Raw genomic sequence first — 17,491 nt, forward strand, 5'->3', positions numbered from 1 at the left:
CCTGAGCGAGGAGCGGAGCGACGAGACGAAGGACCCAGACGAAGGAAGACCCCATGTCAGAACCACTTCTCAGCGTGCGCGGCCTCTCGGTCGTGTACGACGTCGATCCGCCCGTCGAGGCGGTGAAGAACGTGACCCTCGAACTGCGGCGGGGCGAGATCCTCGGTCTCGCCGGTGAGAGCGGATGCGGCAAGACCACCCTCGCCTACGGGGTGCAGCGCCTGCTCCGCGCCCCGGCCGTGATCTCCGGAGGCAGCGTGACCTTCCACGACGCCTCCGGCGTCGACGTCGACATCAACGCGCTCGACGTCGACGCGATGCAGCGCTTCCGCTGGGACAAGGTGTCGATGGTCTTCCAGGGCGCGATGAACGCGCTCAATCCGGTCGCGACGATCGGCTCGCAGCTGGAGGACGTGTTCGAGATCCACCGCCCCGACATGACCCGCCGGCAGCGTCGCGCGGAGGCCGAGGAGCTGCTCGAGATCGTCAAGGTGGGGCGCCAGCGCATCCGCTCCTTCCCCCATGAGCTCTCCGGCGGCATGCGCCAGCGCGTGATGATCGCGATGGCGCTGGCTCTCCGCCCGCAGCTCATGGTGATGGATGAGCCGACCACCGCTCTCGATGTGCTGGTGCAGCGCGAGATCCTCACGCAGATCTCGCAGCTGCGCCACGAGTTCGGCTTCTCGGTCATCTTCATCACGCACGACCTTCCGCTGCTGCTCGAGATCAGCGATCGCATCGCGATCATGCGCGAGGGCGAGATCGTCGAGCTGGCCTCGGCGGAGAAGATCTGGACCGATCCGCAGAACGATTACACGAAGACGCTGCTGTCGTCGTTCCCCCGTCTCACCGGCGCACGAGGAGTACTGACGCGATGACGACCCTCGAGTTCGCCCATGTCACGAAGACGTACAACGTCCGCGGCGCCGGACGCCTGAAGGCGCTCGACGACGTCAGCTTCACCCTGACCTCGGGGCAGACGATCGGCCTCGTCGGCCAGTCCGGCAGCGGCAAGTCGACGATCGCGAAGATCCTCACCCAGCTCGAGACGCCGACCAGCGGAGAGGTCCGCCTCGACGGCGCGCCGATCCCGCGGCGTGGCAAGGGCCTGCGCCGTTACCGGCAGCAGCTGCGCATGGTGTTCCAGGACCCGTTCGCCTCGCTCAACCCGTACCACTCGATCCGGTACCACCTGGAGCGTCCGATCCGCCTCGACGATGTGGTGCCCAAGGATCAGACCGAGGCGGAGGTGCGCAGACTCCTGGAGCGGGTCAGGCTCGACGCGGATGCCGTGATCGACCGCCGTCCGCACGAGCTGTCCGGCGGCCAGCGGCAGCGTGTGGCGATCGCCCGCGCACTCGCCTCCCGCCCGGCGCTCCTCGTCGCCGACGAGCCGGTGTCGATGCTCGATGTGTCGATCCGCCTCGGGGTGCTGAACCTGCTCGCCGATCTGCAGCGCGAGGAGGGTCTCGGCGTGCTCTACATCACGCACGACCTCGCCACCGCGCGGCACTTCAGCGACAAGATCATGGTGCTCAACCAGGGTCGAGTCGTCGAGTACGGCGACGCCGACGACGTCATCCTCAACCCGCAGGACCCCTACACGCGAGAGCTGCGGGCGGCGTCGCCGGATCCCGACACGCACTTCGCGACCGCCGGAACGCACGGAGGTGCACAGTGACCACCGCATCGCCCGAGCTCGGGCAGTTCGAGCAACAGGACCGCGACGCTCTCGAGGTCGGGACGACCGCGACCACCGCCGAGAAGGGACGCGTACTCGTGCCCTGGCGGTTCTTCGCGGGGCGGGCGGGCTTCTACCTGTTCACGCTCTGGGCCGCCATCACGATCAACTTCTTCCTGCCCCGGTTCATGAAGGGCGATGCGGTCAGCTCCTACCTCGCCCGCAACCGCAACATCAGTCCCGAGGCGGCCGATTCGCTGCGCATCCTGCTCGGCATCGACACCGACAAGTCGATCTGGCAGCAGTACATCGACTACTGGGCCATGCTGTTCCGCGGCGACCTCGGCATCTCGACCCTGCACGGGCTGCGCCCCGTCGCCGAGGTGCTCAGCTCGGCCCTTCCCTGGACGCTCGGCCTGGTCGGACTCGCGACCATCATCTCGTTCGCGCTCGGCACCGTCGGCGGGGCGATCGTGGGCTGGAAGCGCGGCAGCAGGCTCGACGCGCTCATCCCGATCACGACGTTCTTCAACACGATCCCGTACTTCTGGCTGGGGCTGATCGCGATCGCGATCTTCTCGTCGACCCTCAAGTGGTTCCCCTCGTCGCACGCCTACGGCAAGGGGCAGTCGCCCGAGTGGAGCCTCGACTTCATCGGCCAGGTGATCACGCACGGCACCCTGCCTGCGGTGACGATCATCATCGCGTCGCTCGGAGGCTGGATGCTGGGCATGCGCAACATGATGCTCACCGTGCTCGACGAGGACTACATCACCGTCGCCCAGGCCAAGGGCATGCCCAACCGACGCGTGCTCTGGGCATATGCCGCCCGCAACGCGGTGCTCCCTCAGGTGCAGAGCTTCGCGCTCTCGATCGGCTTCATCGTCGGCGGCACGATCGTGATGGAGATGGTCTTCAGCTACCCGGGCGTCGGCAAGCTGCTGCTCGACGCCACCAATGCGAAGGACTTCGCCCTGATGCAGGGGGTGTTCCTGGTGATCACGCTGTCGGTGCTGGTCGCCAACATCCTCGCCGACATCGTCTACGCATACCTCGACCCGCGCACGCGCCAGACGGAGGCCTGACATGAGCGTTCCCACCTCGACCGAGAACACCGCTCCCGACGGGCGCCCGATCCCCACCGGGATGCCGGAGACGGCGACGTTCCGCGCACCCGGCGTCGTCGCACCGCCGCGCAAGACCTTCTGGACGCAGCTGGTGCAGGCGTTCGCGATGTTCCGCAATCCGAAGTCGGTCGCCGGACTCATCATCCTCGGGGTTTTCGTGCTGGTCGCGATCTTCGCCCCGCTGCTCGCGCCATACGGCCCCACGCAGAAGGACCGCACGGCGCTGCGCCAGGCGCCCTCGCTCGACCACTGGCTCGGCACCACGCACATGGGTGAGGACGTGCTCAGCCAGCTCATCTTCGGCACGCGCGGCGTGGTGGTCGTCGGATTCCTCTCGGCGATCATCGCGACGGTCATCGCGATCACGATCGGCGTCATCGCCGGCTACGTGCGCGGATGGAAGAGCGAGTCCCTCTCGGCGCTCACGAACGTGTTCCTGGTGATCCCCGGCATCCCGCTGATCATCATCGTCGCCTCGCAGTTCGAGAACCCGCCGCTCATCGTGATCGCCGCGGTGCTGGGTCTCACCGGCTGGGCCTGGGGTGCGCGCGTGCTGCGGGCGCAGACGATGTCGCTGCGCAACCGCGACTTCATCCAGGCGGCCCGGGCCAACGGCGAGCCGCTGCATCGCATCATCACGGTCGAGATGCTGCCGAACCTGATGGCGCTGATCGCATCGAGCTTCGTCGGCACGGTCACCGCGGCCATCCTCGGCCTCACCACCCTCGCCTTCATCGGCGTGATCCCGGTGAGCAACCTGAACTGGGGCACGATCCTGTTCTGGGCGCAGCAGAACGGCGCCTTCCCCCGCCTGTGGTGGTGGTACGTGCCCGCGGGCCTCTGCATCGCGATCATCGGCGTCGCGCTGTCGCTGATCAACTTCGGCATCGACGAGTACGTGAACCCGAGGCTGCGGTCGGCGGGTGAGCGCGCCCGCGCCATGAAGAAGAAGGGGCTCGACGTGAACGCCCCGGTCACTGCGGTGCGCGAGGTGCCCGTCACGGGCGCCGACCCGGCGACCTCTCAGACGACGAAGATCCAGAACGCGAATACTCAGAAGTGATGACCTCTCAGACACTGACCGAATCCCTGCCCTATCTCGACCCCGAACTGCCGATCGCCGCCCGCGTCGCCGACCTCCTCGACCGCATGACGGTCGAGGAGAAGGTCGGGCAGATGCTGCAGCTCGATGCGCGCGACGACCTCGACGACCATGTCCTCGGCCGCCACGTCGGGTCGATCCTGCACACCTCGCCCGAACGCATCGTCCGGGCGAATGAACTGGCCTCGCAGACACGGCTGCGCATCCCGCTGCTGGTCGGGGAGGACTGCATCCATGGCCACTCGTTCTGGCCAGGGGCGACGATCTACCCGACCCAGCTCGGCATGGCGGCGACGTGGGATGCCGACCTCGTCGAGCAGGTCGCCAGGGCCACCGCGGTCGAGGTCGCGGCGACCGGCGTGCACTGGACGTTCTCTCCGGTGCTGTGCATCGCGCGAGACCTGCGCTGGGGACGCATCGACGAGACCTTCGGCGAAGATCCGTTCCTGATCGGGGAGCTCGCCTCCGCCATGGTGCGCGGCTATCAGGGGCGGGGTCTGGACGACCCGACGGCGATCCTCGCCACGGCCAAGCACTTCGCCGGATACTCCGAGACCCAGGGCGGACGCGACGCCAGCGAGGCCGACATCTCGCGACGCAAGCTGCGATCGTGGTTCCTGCCGCCTTTCGAGCGGGTCGCGCGCGAGGGATGCCGCACGTTCATGCTCGGCTACCAGACCACCGACGGCGTGCCGATCACGGTCAACGACTGGCTGCTCAGCGACGTGCTGCGCGGCGAATGGGGCTACACGGGCACCCTCATCACCGACTGGGACAACGTCGGACGCATGGTGTGGGAACAGCAGGTGCAGCCCGACTACGTGCATGCGTCCGCCGCGGCGGTGCGCGCCGGCAACGACATGATCATGAACACGCCGGGCTTCTTCCAGGGAGCCCTCGACGCCGTCGCGAACGGGATGCTGGCCGAGGACGCGTTCGACGACGCCGTCGCCCGCATCCTCACCCTGAAGTTCGAGCTCGGCCTCTTCGAAGACCCCCGCCTGCCGCAGGACGGGCTGGATGCCGTCGTCGGCAGCCCCGCGCACGCCGCCCTCAACCTCGAGACGGCCCGCCGATCGCTGGTGCTGCTCGAGAACGACGGAACGCTGCCGCTCGACGCCGCAGCGCCACTGAGGGTGGCGGTCGTGGGACCTCTCGCCGACGACGCGCAGACGCAGCTCGGCGACTGGGCCGGCGGATCGGGCCAGGCCGGGTGGCTCGACGGTCAGCCGCGCGAGATGATCACGACCGTGCTCGACGGCCTCGCGGGCATCGACGGATGGACCGTCACCCACGCCCGCGGCGCCGACATCCTCACCCTCGAGGATGATCCGCTCGGTGCGACCTTCCCTGACGGGCAGCCCCGACCGCCTGTGGTCGTTCCGGCCGAGGCGAACGAGGCGCTGATCGCCGAGGCGGTGGCTGCCGCAGCGGCATCCGACATCGTGGTCGCGGTCGTGGGCGACCGCATCGAGCTCGTCGGCGAGGGGCGCTCGACCGCGACCCTCGAGCTGATCGGCGGCCAGAACGCGATGCTCGATGCGCTGATCGCCACCGGAACGCCGGTCGTCGTCGTTCTGCTCGCATCGAAGCCGCTCGTGCTCCCGGCCTCGGTCTCAGGCGCCGCGGCCGTGATCTGGGCGGCGAATCCGGGCATGCAGGGCGGTCGCGCGCTCGCCGAGGTCATCACCGGCGCCGTCGAGCCGTCTGGGCGCCTGCCGATCTCGTTCGCACGTCATGTCGGACAGCAGCCGACCTACTACAACCAGATCCGCGGACAGCACGGCGACCGCTATGCCGATCTCACCCAGTCCCCGGCCTGGGCGTTCGGCGAGGGGCTGTCGTACTCGACGGTCGACTATTCGGAGCTCGTCATCGCGACGGACGCCCTCGGACTCGACGACACCGTCGCGGCCGATGTGACGGTGACGAACACCGGTGCGCGTCCGGTGCGCGAGACCGTGCAGGTGTACGTGCGCGACGTCGTGACGAGCGTGAGCTGGACCGACAAGGAGCTCAAGACCTACCGGCAGATCGATCTGGCGCCGGGCGAGAGTCGCTCCGTGCGGGTCGAGGTGCCCGTGGCCGACTGCTCGATCGTCGACGCCGCGGGCACGCGCCTCGTCGAGCCGGGGGAGTTCGCCCTCCTGGTCGGCCCGAGCTCACGCGACGACGTGCTGCTGAGCGCTGCGTTCACCGTGTCCTGAACGTCGACGGGGGCGCTCAGGCGTCCCCGTCGCTCAGGCGCCGTGGCCCCGCGCCCTGACTGCCGAGCGCGTCGTCGGGGTTGAGCAGCCCGCACGCCTTCATCGACAGGCAGCCGCAGCCGATGCATCCGGTCAGCTCGCGCTCGAGCCGCTCGATGCCCTCGCGGCGCTTCTCGAGCTCGCGCTTCCATCGGCGCGATGCACGCTGCCAGTCCTCGTGACTGGGCGTCTGCGTGAGGGGGACGTCGGCGAACGCGTCCTGCACGTCGGAGAGGGGGATGCCGAGGCGTTTCGCGACCGTGATGAGTGACACCCGGCGCAGCATGTGGCGCGCGTAGCGACGCTGGTTGCCGGCCGTGCGCGTCGACGCGATGAGCCCGAGGCCCTCGTAGAAGTGCAGGGCCGAGGGGGCGACGCCCGTGCGTCTGCTCATCTCGCCGATCGTCAGCGGCTCGTCGGGGCCGTGGGTCGAGCGTTCCGGATCCGATGCTGTGTTCACGTCGACCCCCGTTTCGATTTGACCTCAAGCCTACTTGAGGTCGTACGGTTGCATCGTGACCTCAGAGAACACCGATCGCCCGTCCCCGCCCGTGCCCTCCGAGGTCGGGGAGGGACTCAAGGCCGCCTTCCGCGCGCATCCGGCCGGTGTCGCCATCATCACCGCCATGACCCCCGACGGGCCCGTCGGCCTCACGGCATCCAGCGTCGCCTCCGTCGCCGTCGACCCCGCCGCGATCGTGTTCTCGGTGACCCGGGCGACCGGCAGCGCCGGGGCGATCCTCTCGGCAGGCAGCTTCGTGGTGCACCTGATCGATGACGAGCACTCGGCTCTGGCGCAGAGCTTCGCCGTGAGCGGCGCCGAGCGGTTCACGCCCGAGCAGGGCTGGGGTGCGCTGCCCACCGGCGAGCCCTACCTGCGCGAGGCGAGGGCCGCCATGCGCGGCCACACCATGACGACCGTCGCCGTCGGATCGTCGACCGTCGTGGTCGCCGAGATCGACGAGGTCCTGCTCGGACGACCCGGCCGCCCTCTCGTCTACCTGGACCGCCGGTTCCACACGCTTGCGCAGGACCCCGACTGATAGCCCGCGGCTGCGTCCGAGGCGACCGGCTCTGTTCCGAACCGAAATGAAAGAAGGATGTCCATGACCACTCCCTACACGCTTCCCGAGCTGCCCTACGACTACTCGGCCCTCGCCCCGCACATCTCGGGCAAGATCATGGAGCTGCACCACTCCAAGCACCACCAGGCGTATGTGACCGGCGCCAACACCGCCCTCGAGCAGCTGGCCGGCGCGCGCGAGTCGGGTGACTTCGCCGCCGTGAACAAGCTCGAGAAGGACCTCGCGTTCAACCTCGGCGGACACATCAACCACTCGGTGTTCTGGGAGAACCTCTCGCCCGACGGCGGTGGGAACCCCGAAGGCGAGCTGGAGGCTGCGCTGACCGACGCGTTCGGGTCGGTCGACGCCTTCCGCGCGCACTTCACCGCGACCGCGCTCGGCGTGCAGGGCTCGGGCTGGGCTGTGCTCGCCTGGGACAGCGTCGGGGCTCGTCCGGTCATCTTCCAGCTGTTCGACCAGCAGGGCAACGCGCCGCTCGGCGTTACCCCGCTGCTGCAGCTCGACGTCTGGGAGCACGCGTACTACCTCGACTACCTCAACGTGCGCGCCGACTACGTCAAGGCGTTCTGGGAGCTCGTGAACTGGGCCGACGTGCAGCGCCGCTTCCAGGCCGTGCAGGAGAAGACCGCGGGGCTCATCGTCGCCCGCTGACCTGCACTCGTGACGTCCCGTTGGCCGTTCATCCGGCTGACGGAATCCCGCTGGGCTGACGGATGCCGCGGCATCCGCCAGCCCGGCGGGGAATGTTCAGCCATCCGTGCCGGAGCCGGTGCCGGGCCCGGAGCAGGAGCAGGTGCCGGTGCCGGGCCGGGGGCGTCAGGCGAGCAGCTCGCCCGCGAGCGCCTCGATGCGGCGGCGGATCTCGTCGCGGATCGGTCGCACGGACTCGATGCCCTGACCGGCCGGGTCGTCGAGCGTCCAATCCTCATACCGCTTGCCGGGGAAGAACGGGCAGGCGTCACCGCATCCCATCGTGATGACCACGTCGGATGCCTGCACGGCCTCGGTCGTGAGCACTTTCGGCTGCTCGGCGGTGATGTCGATGCCGAGCTCGCCCATCGCCGAGACCGCGACCGGATTGATCCGGTCGGCGGGCATGGATCCCGCTGAGCGCACCTCGATGCGGTCTCCGGCGATCTCGCGCAGGAACCCGGCGGCCATCTGCGAGCGCCCGGCGTTGTGCACGCAGACGAAGAGGACGGAGGGCTTGGCTGTGGTCGTCATGATGTCTCCAGGGTAGGCGAGCGAGCGGGGTCGAGGACGCGTGCAGATGCTGACGGCATCCAGCCGACCCCGGATAGGCTGGACATGTGGCCCTCCTCTCGATCGCCGGTTCGGCGCGCGCTCCGCATGAGCTGCGCTCGGCGACGCCGATGAAGGAATGGATGCGCGTCGTGATGCACCCGGGCACGAACGGCTGGACCAGTGTGTGGGGCACGCTCTCGCACGGCGAGATCGCGGGCTGCCCGCCGCCACGCGCCTAGACCACGCCTCATCCGGGGCGGTGGTCTCCTGCGCCATCCACCCCTTCTTCCGCGTGAGGTCTTCCCGTGTCCATCTCTCCTGTCCGTCCCCGCCTGCGCCTCGCTCCGCACGAGCTGTGGCGGGGCATCCGCTCCAACGCCCGCAGTGACGTCCTCGGCGGATCGCTCCTGCTCGCCGCCACCGTCGCGGCCCTGATCCTCGCCAACACCCCGGCGGTGTCGTGGTACGAGTCCGTGCGCGACTTCACCTTCGGCATCCCCGCGCTGCACCTCGATCTCAGCGTCGGCGCCTGGGCCGCCGACGGTCTGCTGGCGATCTTCTTCTTCGTCGTCGGCCTCGAGCTCAAGGAGGAGTTCGTCACCGGGCGCCTGCGTGATCCTCGTCAGGCGGCGCTGCCGATCGCCGCCGCCGTCGGCGGTGTCATCGTGCCCGCGGTCATCTTCGCCGTGATCAACCTGGGTGACGGCGACGCACTGCGCGGCTGGGCGATCCCGACCGCGACGGACATCGCGTTCGCCGTCGCCGTGATCGCCGTCGTCGGCAAGTTCCTTCCCCCCGCGCTCCGGGTCTTCCTGCTGACACTCGCCATCATCGACGATCTGATCGCGATCACCATCATCGCGACGTTCTACACCGACACGATCAGCCTTCCGTGGCTCACTCTCGCCCTGCTGCCTCTCGCCGGTTTCGCGTTCCTCGTGCAGAAGGGTGTGCGCGCGTGGTGGATCCTGCTGCCGCTCGCCATCGCCGTATGGGTGTGCATCCACGCGGCGGGCATCCACGCGACCGTCGCCGGCGTGCTGCTCGGTTTCGTCGTGCCGGTCGTGCCCACAGAGCGTGCGCGGGTCCGGGCCGGCGAGGATGCCGACGGCCAGCCCCTCTACGACGGCCTCGCGCCGCACTTCGCCGATCGGTGGGGTGTCGTCGCGACGCTGTTCGCCGTCCCGGTGTTCGCCTTCTTCGCCGCGGGTGTGACGATCGGCGGCCTCGACGGGCTGCGATCGGCGCTGACCGATCCGATCGCGATCGGCATCATCGTCGGACTCGTCGCGGGCAAGCCGATCGGCATCCTCGTGACGACGTTCCTGCTGAGCCGCATTCCCGCCCTGCGGCTCGACGAGTCGCTGCGGTGGCCGGATCTCACGGGCATGGCCTTCGTCGCCGGGATCGGCTTCACCGTCTCGCTGCTGGTCGGCGAGCTCGCGTTCGGAGCCAGTTCGGTGGCCGACGAGCACGTCAAGATCGGCGTGCTCCTCGGGTCTCTGATCGCGGCGATCGTGGGCGGACTCGTCCTCGCGCGGCGGAGCGCACTCGCCCGACGGGAGCGGCTCGACGTCTGAGTCCACGGGGGCCGTCAGTGACGGCCCCCGTGGACAGGGTCAGCGGCGTCGCGCGCGCTGTTCGCCCTGCACCGGGATCGGGCCGGTGACGCTGAGCTCGTCCTCCCAGCACTGGATGCCCGTGACCTCGGGCAGGCGCGCCCTGGTGAACACCGGATCGAGACCCGCGCGGCGCTGTTCGGAGTAGTCGCGCAGCAGCTTGAAGGCGATGCCGGAGAGGAGCGCGATCGCGACGAGGTTCACGATCGCCATGAGCCCCATGATCCCGTCGGCCGTGTTCCAGATGATGTCCGCCGACGCGATCGATCCGAGGAAGATGATCGCGACGACGAGCACGCGGTACGCCGTGAGGATCCACGGCCGGCCGCTGATGAACTCGATGTTCGATTCGCCGTAGTAGTAGTTGCCGAGGATCGAGCTGAACGCCAGCAGGAAGATGATGATGCTGAGGAGGATGTTCGACCACTCGCCGAGGTTGCTCACGATCGCGTTCTGCGTGAGGCCGATGCCGCGAGTCGCGTTAGCCAGGTCCGGCGTGGAGACGAGGATGATGAACGCCGTGATCGAGCAGACGAGGAACGTGTCGAAGTAGACGCCGAGCGTCTGGACGAGTCCCTGCTTGACCGGGTGCGTGACAGCCGCACTCGCCCCGGCGTTCGGCGCCGATCCGAGGCCGGCCTCGTTCGAGAACATGCCGCGCTTGACGCCGGTCATGATGATCGTTCCGAGTGCAGCGCCGACGACCTCGTTGAATCCGAATGCCTGGCTGTAGATGGAGCCGAAGACCTCGGGGAGGCGCTCGAAGTTCAGGCCGACGATCACGAGGCCCAGCAGCAGGTACCCCAGGGCCATGGCGGGCACGACCGCCTGCGTGACGCTGGCGATGCGACGGATGCCCCCGAAGACGACGAGTGCGGTCAGGATGGCGAGGACGATGCCGACCACCCACGGGATCCAGCCCACCTCGCCGCCGAAGCTCGATGACACCGTGGCGCTGATCGTGTTCGCCTGCAGGGAGCTGAACGCGAAGGGGAAGCAGACGATCAGGATGACGGCGAAGAGGATGCCCATCCAGCGCGCCTTCAATCCGTGCTGCATGTAGTACGCGGGGCCACCGCGGAAGCCGTCCTTGTCGCGGACCTTGAAGGCCTGGCCGAGCGTCGACTCGATGAAGCTCGACGCCCCGCCGATGAACGCCATCGTCCACATCCAGAAGATCGCGCCCGGACCGCCGATGGCGATCGCGGTGCCGACGCCCGCGATGTTGCCCACGCCGACGCGGGATGCCGCCGAGATCGTGAACGCCTGGAACGCGGAGACGGACTGCGGCTCGCCGTTCTCCTTGCGGGGGGTGCGGTCGGTGAGGGTCCGGAACATCTCGGGGATCAGGCGGAACTGCACCACGCCCGATCGCAGGGTGAAGTACAGGCCGAGGAGAACCAGGATCGGCAGCACCACCCAGGTCCACAGCCCATCGCCGGCAGAGAGCACGAAATCGTTGAGCGCGTCCATCGCATCAGTATGGCGGCATGCCGCCTTGAGCGGGGAGATTCTCTCGCTGCACGCGCCGCGCTGTCGTCCCTCGCACGTTCAGCCCGAAGGGGAGCGCGGCGGGGATGCCGCCGGCTTCGCCGTCGGTGAGCGTGGCGAGCACAGCCTCCGCCGCGCGCTCGCCCTGACGGAAGGGGAACTGGTCGACCGTCGTCAGGCGGAAGAACTCGCCGAGCTCGTGGCCGTCGATGCCGACCACCGAGAGGTCTTCCGGCACGGCGACACCCAGGTCTCGCGCGGCGAGGATCGCGCCGACCGCCATCTCGTCGGACGCCGCGAACACCGCCGTCGGGCGCGGGCCCGGCCGGCCGAGCAGCTGCTTCGCGGCGCGGTACCCGCCCTCGACGGTGAAGTCGGCCGGCTCGAAGAACGCGGGGTCCAGGGGGATGCCGGCGTTGGCCATCGCCCGTTCGAAACCCCGCCGGCGGTTCGTCGGGATGTGGAAGTCGAGGTCGAACGCGGGGCTCGCGCCGATGTGCGCGATGTCGCGGTGGCCGAGGGCGATCAGATGCTCGGTCGCGAGCTGCGCGACGGCCATATCGTCGACGGTCAGGGTGTCGAGCGGGGAGCTCGGGCCGCCGATCACGATGACAGGCAGACCCAGATCGAGCAGGTGCCGGGTCTCATCGTCGTCGAGCTCGATCGACACGGCGATCACGGCGTCGACCCGCTGACGGCGCAGGAACGTGTCGAACACGTGCCGACGCATGTCCTCGTCGGCGGTGATGTTGTAGAGCGTGATGTCGTAGCCCTCACGCATCAGCGCGGCCGAGATCCCCGAGAGCACGGTGCTGAAGAACCAGCGGTCGAGGAAGGGCACGATGACGCCGATGTTGCGCGTGCGCCCGGAGGCGAGGCTCGAGGCGCGGGACGAGACGACGTAGCCGAGCGCCGAGGCGGCCTCCTGCACCCTCAGGCGCGCCGATTCCGACACGTGCCCGCGACCGCTCAGGGCGCGCGAGACGGTGGCCGTCGAGACGCCGGCGAGCCGGGCGACCTCATCGATGCCCGTCATGGGGTTCCTCTCGGAGCCGTTCCCGTCGCCGTTCGCGCCGCGGGCGGTGCCGGGCTGCGCGAACGGCGACAGGAACGGGATGCCGCGTTACGCCGTGGTGTACCAGACGGCCGTGTCGACCGGCACGGATCCGCCGTCGAAGGGCTGGCTCTGCAGGAGCACGAACGCATCGGTCGGCAGTGGGACCGGCTCGGTTCCGAGGTTCGCGAGGACGTGCACGGTGCCGCGGCGGAAAGCCACGGCATCCGCTCCTGCGTCTTCCCAGACGAGGGATCCGCTGCCGAACCCGTACTCGCGGCGTCCGGCGAGCAGCCGCTTGTAGAGAGCGAGCGTGGACGCGGGGTCGACCTCTTCGACATCGCGCGAGTAGGTGGCCCAGCCGGCGGGCTGCGGCAGCCACGAGGCGCCGGTCTCGTTGAAGCCGAAGGCCGGAGCGTCCGCCTCCCACGGCAGCGGCACGCGGCATCCGTCACGCCCGTAGCGCTCGCCGTTCGTGCGGAACCAGGTCGGATCCTGACGGAACGCGTCGGGGATCTCCATCGCCTCCGGCAGACCCAGCTCCTCGCCCTGGTAGATGTACGCGGAGCCGGGCAGCGCGAGCATCACGGTCGTGGCGGCCCTGGCGCGGGCGAGGCCGGTGGCGATGTCGGGCTTGTGCGGGGTGTTCGGGCCGATGCCGTCACCCTGCGGGTTCTCGTCGGTGAGCGCGAGGCGGGAGGCGTGACGCACCACGTCGTGGTTCGACAGCACCCAGGTGCTGGGGGCGCCGACCGCGCCGAAGGCGTCGAGCGACTCGCGGATGACGTCGCCGAGCGCCTTCGCGTCCCACTCCGTCATCAGGTACGGGAAGTTGAACGTCTGGTGCATCTCGTCGGGGCGCACCCACAGCGCGGTCTGCGTCAGCGTGGGCATCCACGCCTCGCCGCAGAGAGCACGGTCGCCGTCGTATTCGGCGAGCACCCGGTGCCAGTCGCGGTAGATGTCGTGCACGCCGTCCTGACCCCAGTAGGGGACGTCGGCTTCGCCGCCGCCCATCGAGTCGGCGTCGGCCGGCGGGGTGTAGTCGGGGAGGCCTTCGGCCTTGATCATGCCGTGGGCCACGTCGACGCGGAAGCCGTCGACGCCGCGGTCGAGCCAGAAGCGCAGGATGGAGCGGAACTCCTCGCGCACCTCTTCGTTGTTCCAGTCGAAGTCGGGCTGCGTGGGGTCGAAGATGTGCAGGTACCACTGGCCGGGGGTGCCGTCGGCCTCGGTCACGCGCTCCCACATGCCGCCGCCGAACACCGACTCCCAGTTGTTCGGGGGCAGCTCGCCGTTCTCGCCCTTGCCGTCGCGGAAGATGTAGCGCGCCCGCTCGGGGCTGCCCGGGGCTGCCCTCAGCGCCTCCTGGAACCACGCGTGCTGGGCCGATGAATGGTTCGGGACCAGGTCGACGACGACGCGGATGCCGCGGGTGTGCGCCTCGTTCAGCATCGTGTCGAAGTCGTCGAGCGTGCCGAACAGGGGGTCGACGTCACGGTAGTCGGCGACGTCATAGCCGGCGTCGCGCTGCGGGCTGGTCATGAAGGGGCTCAGCCAGATCGCATCGACGCCGAGCTCCTTGAGGGAGTCGAGTCGGCTGGTGATGCCGGGCAGGTCGCCGATGCCGTCGCCCGAGGCGTCGGCGAACGAACGGGGGTAGATCTGATAGATGACCGCGGTGCGCCACCACTCGGAACCGGGGGCTGCGATCTGCTCAAGCTGTGCCATGACCTCAGAGTAGTGCAAACGCTTACAGGTGCACCAGGGCTGAGATCGAATCGATTCGGCACGGATGTCGGGAAGGGGTCTGGGCGCTCGGCATCCGTGCCCCGAGCCGTCTGCAGGACCCGGGCGCGGATGCAGAGATGAGTGACGGTTTTCGACCCTGCATCCGTGCCCCGATCCTGCACGCGGACCGTGCCGGAGGAGGTCGCGACGACATGGCTCGGAAAAGTGACGCGACACGCCGGTGAAACGAGAAACTGGCCTTTCGTCCACTTCCGTGCGTCTCGCTGATATGCGAGCATTTTCAGTGTGACCTCCTGGTCGCCTGCGCGGCCCGCACTCGGACCGCTGTTCCGACCGAGGGAGTCACGATGCACGGGTCGTTGCGCCGTCCGGCGAGACGTACGGTCTCGACGGTTCTCGTCGCCGCCGTCGTGCTGGCGGGTGCCGTGTCCGTGGGCATCGGCGCCTCCGCCGATGCGGACCCGTCGACCGACGCGGGAACACCCGACCCCACTCTCTCGGTCTCGCTCGCCTACGAGTTCCTCGACGCGCGCGTCGACCAGTTCTGCGACGGCGAGGGCCGCTGTCTTCCACGGAGCTACGAGGGCGGATTCTTCACCGACCTGCCGACCTGGGACTTCACCCCCTCGTTCGTCTACGACGACGCACTCGTGGTGATCGCATACACCGCTCGCGGCCTGCCCGACGACATCCGCCGCGCACAGGCGATCGGCGACGCGCTGCTGTTCGTGCAGGAGAACGACCCCATCGGCGACGGGCGCACCAGGGCCTCGTACGAGCCCCACGGCATCCTCCAGGGGCGGGTCGAGATCACCGGTCCCGGCTCTTTCACCGGCAACCAGGCGTGGGTGGGCATGGCCCTGACCCGACTGTTCCACGCGACCGGCGAGCAGAGGTATCTCGACGGGGCGCTGCGCACCGCGCAGTGGATCCAGACGAACACCGCCGACATGGTGCGCGCACCCTACGGGTACACCGGCGGCCAGCTCGAGGACGGCACCTCGCTCGAGTGGAAGTCCACCGAGCACAACAGCGACATTGCGGGATTCTTCACCCAGCTCGCGGAGCTCTCCGGCGATCAGATCTGGGCGGACCGTGCGGCGGTCGCGGCCGACTTCGTGGCGGCCATGCAGAGCGGCGACGGTCACGTCGACACCGGGACGCTGCTCGACGGGAGCACCGTGAACACGCGGCCTGTGCCACTCGACTCGCAGACGTGGACCTCGCTCGCGACCGGTGATGCCCGCTACGACGCGGCCGTGGACTGGGCGCTCGCGCACCTCGTCGCCACCGACGGTCAATACCAGGGCCCCTCGATCAGCGACAGCGACGTGTCGAAGGTGTGGTTCGAGGGCAGCGGGCATCTGGCGCTCGCCCTGAAACTGCGCGGCGCAGACGGCGACGCCGGGCGAGCGGAGGCGCTGCTCGACAGCATCCGCCTCGGTCAGCGAGACGCCGCGAACGGCGACGGCAAGGGCATCGTCGCGACATCCACCGACGGCCTCGACTCGGGCCTCGGGGATCTCTATTACGCGAGCCTGCACACCGGAGCGACCGCCTGGTACCTGCTCGCCGCCGCCGGCGACAACCCGTTCGCGCTGCCGACCGACTGAGTGGTGGGGGCTGCCCCTTCCGCGCGGTGCGAGGTCAGTTCCGCATCGGAATCGGGCAGTTCGGGTGCGGAAGTGGCCCCGTCTGGGGCGCGGGTGCGGAAGTGGCCCGGTTCGGTGCGTGTGGGCGTCGTTCCGACGTCCGGTGCGCTGCGGGGTCGATGTCGCACCTTCCGCGCGGTGCGGGGTCGAAAACGCATTCAGGCCCGGTGCGGGGTCACAATGGCATGTGAAGTTGCTTATTCGGATGCGAAAGTGACCCCGGCTGTGCGCGGGTGCGGAATTGACCTCGGCTGTGTGCGGGGTCAGAAACGCATCCGATTCGGGCAGTTCGGGTGCGGAATTGACCCCGGCTGTGCGTGCGGGTGCGGAAGTGGCCCCGCCTGGGCGGCGGATGCGGGAGTGGCCCCGGCTGGGCGGCGGATGCGGAACTGGCCCCGGCTGCAGGGCGGCGGATGCGGAACTGGCCCCGCCTGCAGGGACGAGGCGGGGGCGGGATCGACGCGGGCGGTACTCAGGCGGCGACGCGGGCGACGGCGGCGATCGCGCTCGCGAAGAAGTCGACTCCGTCGATGCCGGAGCGCATGGCCACCGAGGTGTCGGGTCCGAATCCCGCCTCGGTCGCGTGCTCGGGGTGCGGCATGAGTCCGACGACGTTGCCCGCCTCGTTGGTGAGTCCGGCGATGTCGCGCAGCGAGCCGTTCGGGTTGACGCCCGCGTAGCGGAAGGCCACGAGCCCCTCGCCCTCGATGCGATCGAGCGTCTCGTCGTCGGCGATGTATCCGCCGTCGGCGTTCTTGAGCGGGATGACGATCTCCTGGCCGGTGCGGAACCGGTTGGTCCAGGCCGTGTCGGAGTTCTCGACCGTGAGCTTCTGGTCGCGACGCACGAAGTGCTGGTGATCGTTGCGGATCAGGCCGCCGGGCAGCAGGTGCGCCTCGACGAGCATCTGGAAGCCGTTGCAGATGCCGAGCACGGGCATCCCCTTGGCGGCGGCGTCCTTGACCTCGGACATGATCGGCGACAGGGCCGCGATCGCTCCGGCGCGCAGGTAATCGCCGTAGCTGAAGCCACCGGGGAGGACGAGTGCATCCACGCCCTCGAGGTCGTGGGAGCCGTGCCACAGGGCGACGGGCTCGGCGCCCGCGATGCGGACCGCGCGCTGCGCGTCGCGATCGTCGAGCGACCCCGGGAAGGTGACGACCCCGATACGGACGCTCACTCAGCGACCTCGATGCCGACCACGTCTTCGATCACGGAGTTGGAGAGCACCTCGTCGGCGATGCGGCGGGCCTCGGCGAGAACCTCGTCGGTGACCTCGCCCTCGACGGTGAGCTCGAAGCGCTTGCCGATGCGGACATCGGAGAACCCCGTGACGCCCAGGCGGGCGAAGGCGCCGGAGACGGCCTTCCCCTGCGGGTCGAGCAGTTCGGGCTTGGGCATGACGTCGACGACGATGGTGGGCATGAACGGCTCCGG

Annotated in this window: 17 protein-coding genes; 10 read left to right on the plus strand and 7 right to left on the minus strand. The window is 69.1% G+C overall.

Features of this window, described 5'->3' with window-relative positions; translation table 11 throughout:
- Nucleotides 1-53 precede the first annotated feature (53 nt).
- Genes DXT68_RS01960 through DXT68_RS01980 form a run of 5 tightly spaced genes read left to right on the plus strand, consistent with a single transcriptional unit; the run spans nt 54 to nt 6,117 of the window.
- Complete coding sequence (locus DXT68_RS01960; RefSeq protein WP_045254395.1) at nt 54-878, plus strand: ABC transporter ATP-binding protein; 825 nt, start codon at nt 54-56, stop codon at nt 876-878.
- Nucleotides 875-1,681 carry an ABC transporter ATP-binding protein gene (locus tag DXT68_RS01965; RefSeq protein WP_045254394.1) on the plus strand — a complete coding sequence of 269 codons (807 nt, stop codon included), beginning with the start codon at nt 875-877 and terminating at the stop codon, nt 1,679-1,681. Before DXT68_RS01960 ends, DXT68_RS01965 begins: the two co-directional genes overlap by 4 nt.
- The gene (locus DXT68_RS01970) at nt 1,678-2,766 is read left to right on the plus strand and encodes an ABC transporter permease (protein WP_045254393.1); all 1,089 of its coding nucleotides are present in this window, start codon (nt 1,678-1,680) and stop codon (nt 2,764-2,766) included. Before DXT68_RS01965 ends, DXT68_RS01970 begins: the two co-directional genes overlap by 4 nt.
- Nucleotide 2,767: 1 nt before the next feature.
- Nucleotides 2,768-3,871 carry an ABC transporter permease gene (locus tag DXT68_RS01975; protein ID WP_174233185.1) on the plus strand — a complete coding sequence of 368 codons (1,104 nt, stop codon included), beginning with the start codon at nt 2,768-2,770 and terminating at the stop codon, nt 3,869-3,871.
- A complete protein-coding gene (locus tag DXT68_RS01980; RefSeq protein WP_045254392.1) occupies nt 3,871-6,117 on the plus strand; it encodes an exo-beta-d-1,3/1,6-glucosidase in 2,247 nt (748 codons plus the stop codon). The genes DXT68_RS01975 and DXT68_RS01980 overlap by 1 nt, the downstream gene beginning before the upstream one ends.
- Before the next feature lie 16 nt (nt 6,118-6,133).
- Here the strand turns inward: DXT68_RS01980 and soxR are convergent, their stop codons facing one another.
- Nucleotides 6,134-6,616, minus strand: a complete 483-nt coding sequence (soxR, locus tag DXT68_RS01985; protein WP_279625479.1) for a redox-sensitive transcriptional activator SoxR — start codon at nt 6,614-6,616, stop codon at nt 6,134-6,136.
- 91 nt (nt 6,617-6,707) lie between these two features.
- Here soxR and DXT68_RS01990 point away from each other — a divergent pair, with 91 nt between their 5' ends.
- Nucleotides 6,708-7,199 carry a flavin reductase family protein gene (locus DXT68_RS01990; RefSeq protein WP_045254489.1) on the plus strand — a complete coding sequence of 164 codons (492 nt, stop codon included), beginning with the start codon at nt 6,708-6,710 and terminating at the stop codon, nt 7,197-7,199.
- A 63-nt stretch (nt 7,200-7,262) separates the two neighbouring features.
- On the plus strand, nt 7,263-7,892 hold the full coding sequence (locus DXT68_RS01995; protein WP_045254391.1) for a superoxide dismutase: 630 nt from the start codon (nt 7,263-7,265) through the stop codon (nt 7,890-7,892).
- 165 nt (nt 7,893-8,057) lie between these two features.
- Here DXT68_RS01995 and DXT68_RS02000 read toward each other — a convergent pair whose 3' ends face one another.
- Complete coding sequence (locus DXT68_RS02000; RefSeq protein ID WP_045254390.1) at nt 8,058-8,465, minus strand: arsenate reductase ArsC; 408 nt, start codon at nt 8,463-8,465, stop codon at nt 8,058-8,060.
- 86 nt (nt 8,466-8,551) lie between these two features.
- On the opposite strand from DXT68_RS02000, the gene DXT68_RS17055 reads away from it, so the two are divergent.
- On the plus strand, nt 8,552-8,725 hold the full coding sequence (locus DXT68_RS17055; protein ID WP_167541598.1) for a hypothetical protein: 174 nt from the start codon (nt 8,552-8,554) through the stop codon (nt 8,723-8,725).
- A gap of 66 nt (nt 8,726-8,791) precedes the next feature.
- Entirely contained in the window at nt 8,792-10,066 is a 1,275-nt protein-coding gene (nhaA, locus tag DXT68_RS02005) for a Na+/H+ antiporter NhaA (protein WP_082068942.1), read from the plus strand.
- A gap of 39 nt (nt 10,067-10,105) precedes the next feature.
- Here the strand turns inward: nhaA and DXT68_RS02010 are convergent, their stop codons facing one another.
- The 3 genes from DXT68_RS02010 to DXT68_RS02020 all read right to left on the minus strand — a co-directional run bounded on the left by DXT68_RS02010 (nt 10,106) and on the right by DXT68_RS02020 (nt 14,381).
- Complete coding sequence (locus DXT68_RS02010; RefSeq protein ID WP_045254389.1) at nt 10,106-11,578, minus strand: alanine/glycine:cation symporter family protein; 1,473 nt, start codon at nt 11,576-11,578, stop codon at nt 10,106-10,108.
- Between the two features lie 4 nt (nt 11,579-11,582).
- The gene (locus DXT68_RS02015; protein WP_045254388.1) at nt 11,583-12,632 is read right to left on the minus strand and encodes a LacI family DNA-binding transcriptional regulator; all 1,050 of its coding nucleotides are present in this window, start codon (nt 12,630-12,632) and stop codon (nt 11,583-11,585) included.
- 87 nt (nt 12,633-12,719) lie between these two features.
- Nucleotides 12,720-14,381 (minus strand): glycoside hydrolase family 13 protein, encoded by a 1,662-nt coding sequence (locus tag DXT68_RS02020; RefSeq protein WP_045254387.1) that lies wholly within the window; start codon nt 14,379-14,381, stop codon nt 12,720-12,722.
- A gap of 368 nt (nt 14,382-14,749) precedes the next feature.
- Here DXT68_RS02020 and DXT68_RS02025 point away from each other — a divergent pair, with 368 nt between their 5' ends.
- The gene (locus tag DXT68_RS02025) at nt 14,750-16,015 is read left to right on the plus strand and encodes a hypothetical protein (protein ID WP_045254386.1); all 1,266 of its coding nucleotides are present in this window, start codon (nt 14,750-14,752) and stop codon (nt 16,013-16,015) included.
- A 511-nt stretch (nt 16,016-16,526) separates the two neighbouring features.
- Here DXT68_RS02025 and purQ read toward each other — a convergent pair.
- Together purQ and purS are read right to left on the minus strand one after the other, a co-directional pair.
- Nucleotides 16,527-17,234 (minus strand): phosphoribosylformylglycinamidine synthase subunit PurQ, encoded by a 708-nt coding sequence (gene purQ / locus DXT68_RS02030; RefSeq protein WP_045254385.1) that lies wholly within the window; start codon nt 17,232-17,234, stop codon nt 16,527-16,529.
- The gene (gene purS, locus DXT68_RS02035; RefSeq protein ID WP_045254384.1) at nt 17,231-17,479 is read right to left on the minus strand and encodes a phosphoribosylformylglycinamidine synthase subunit PurS; all 249 of its coding nucleotides are present in this window, start codon (nt 17,477-17,479) and stop codon (nt 17,231-17,233) included. Before purS ends, purQ begins: the two co-directional genes overlap by 4 nt.
- Nucleotides 17,480-17,491 lie beyond the last annotated feature (12 nt).

Source organism: Microbacterium foliorum (assembly GCF_003367705.1).
Taxonomy (GTDB): domain Bacteria; phylum Actinomycetota; class Actinomycetes; order Actinomycetales; family Microbacteriaceae; genus Microbacterium; species Microbacterium foliorum.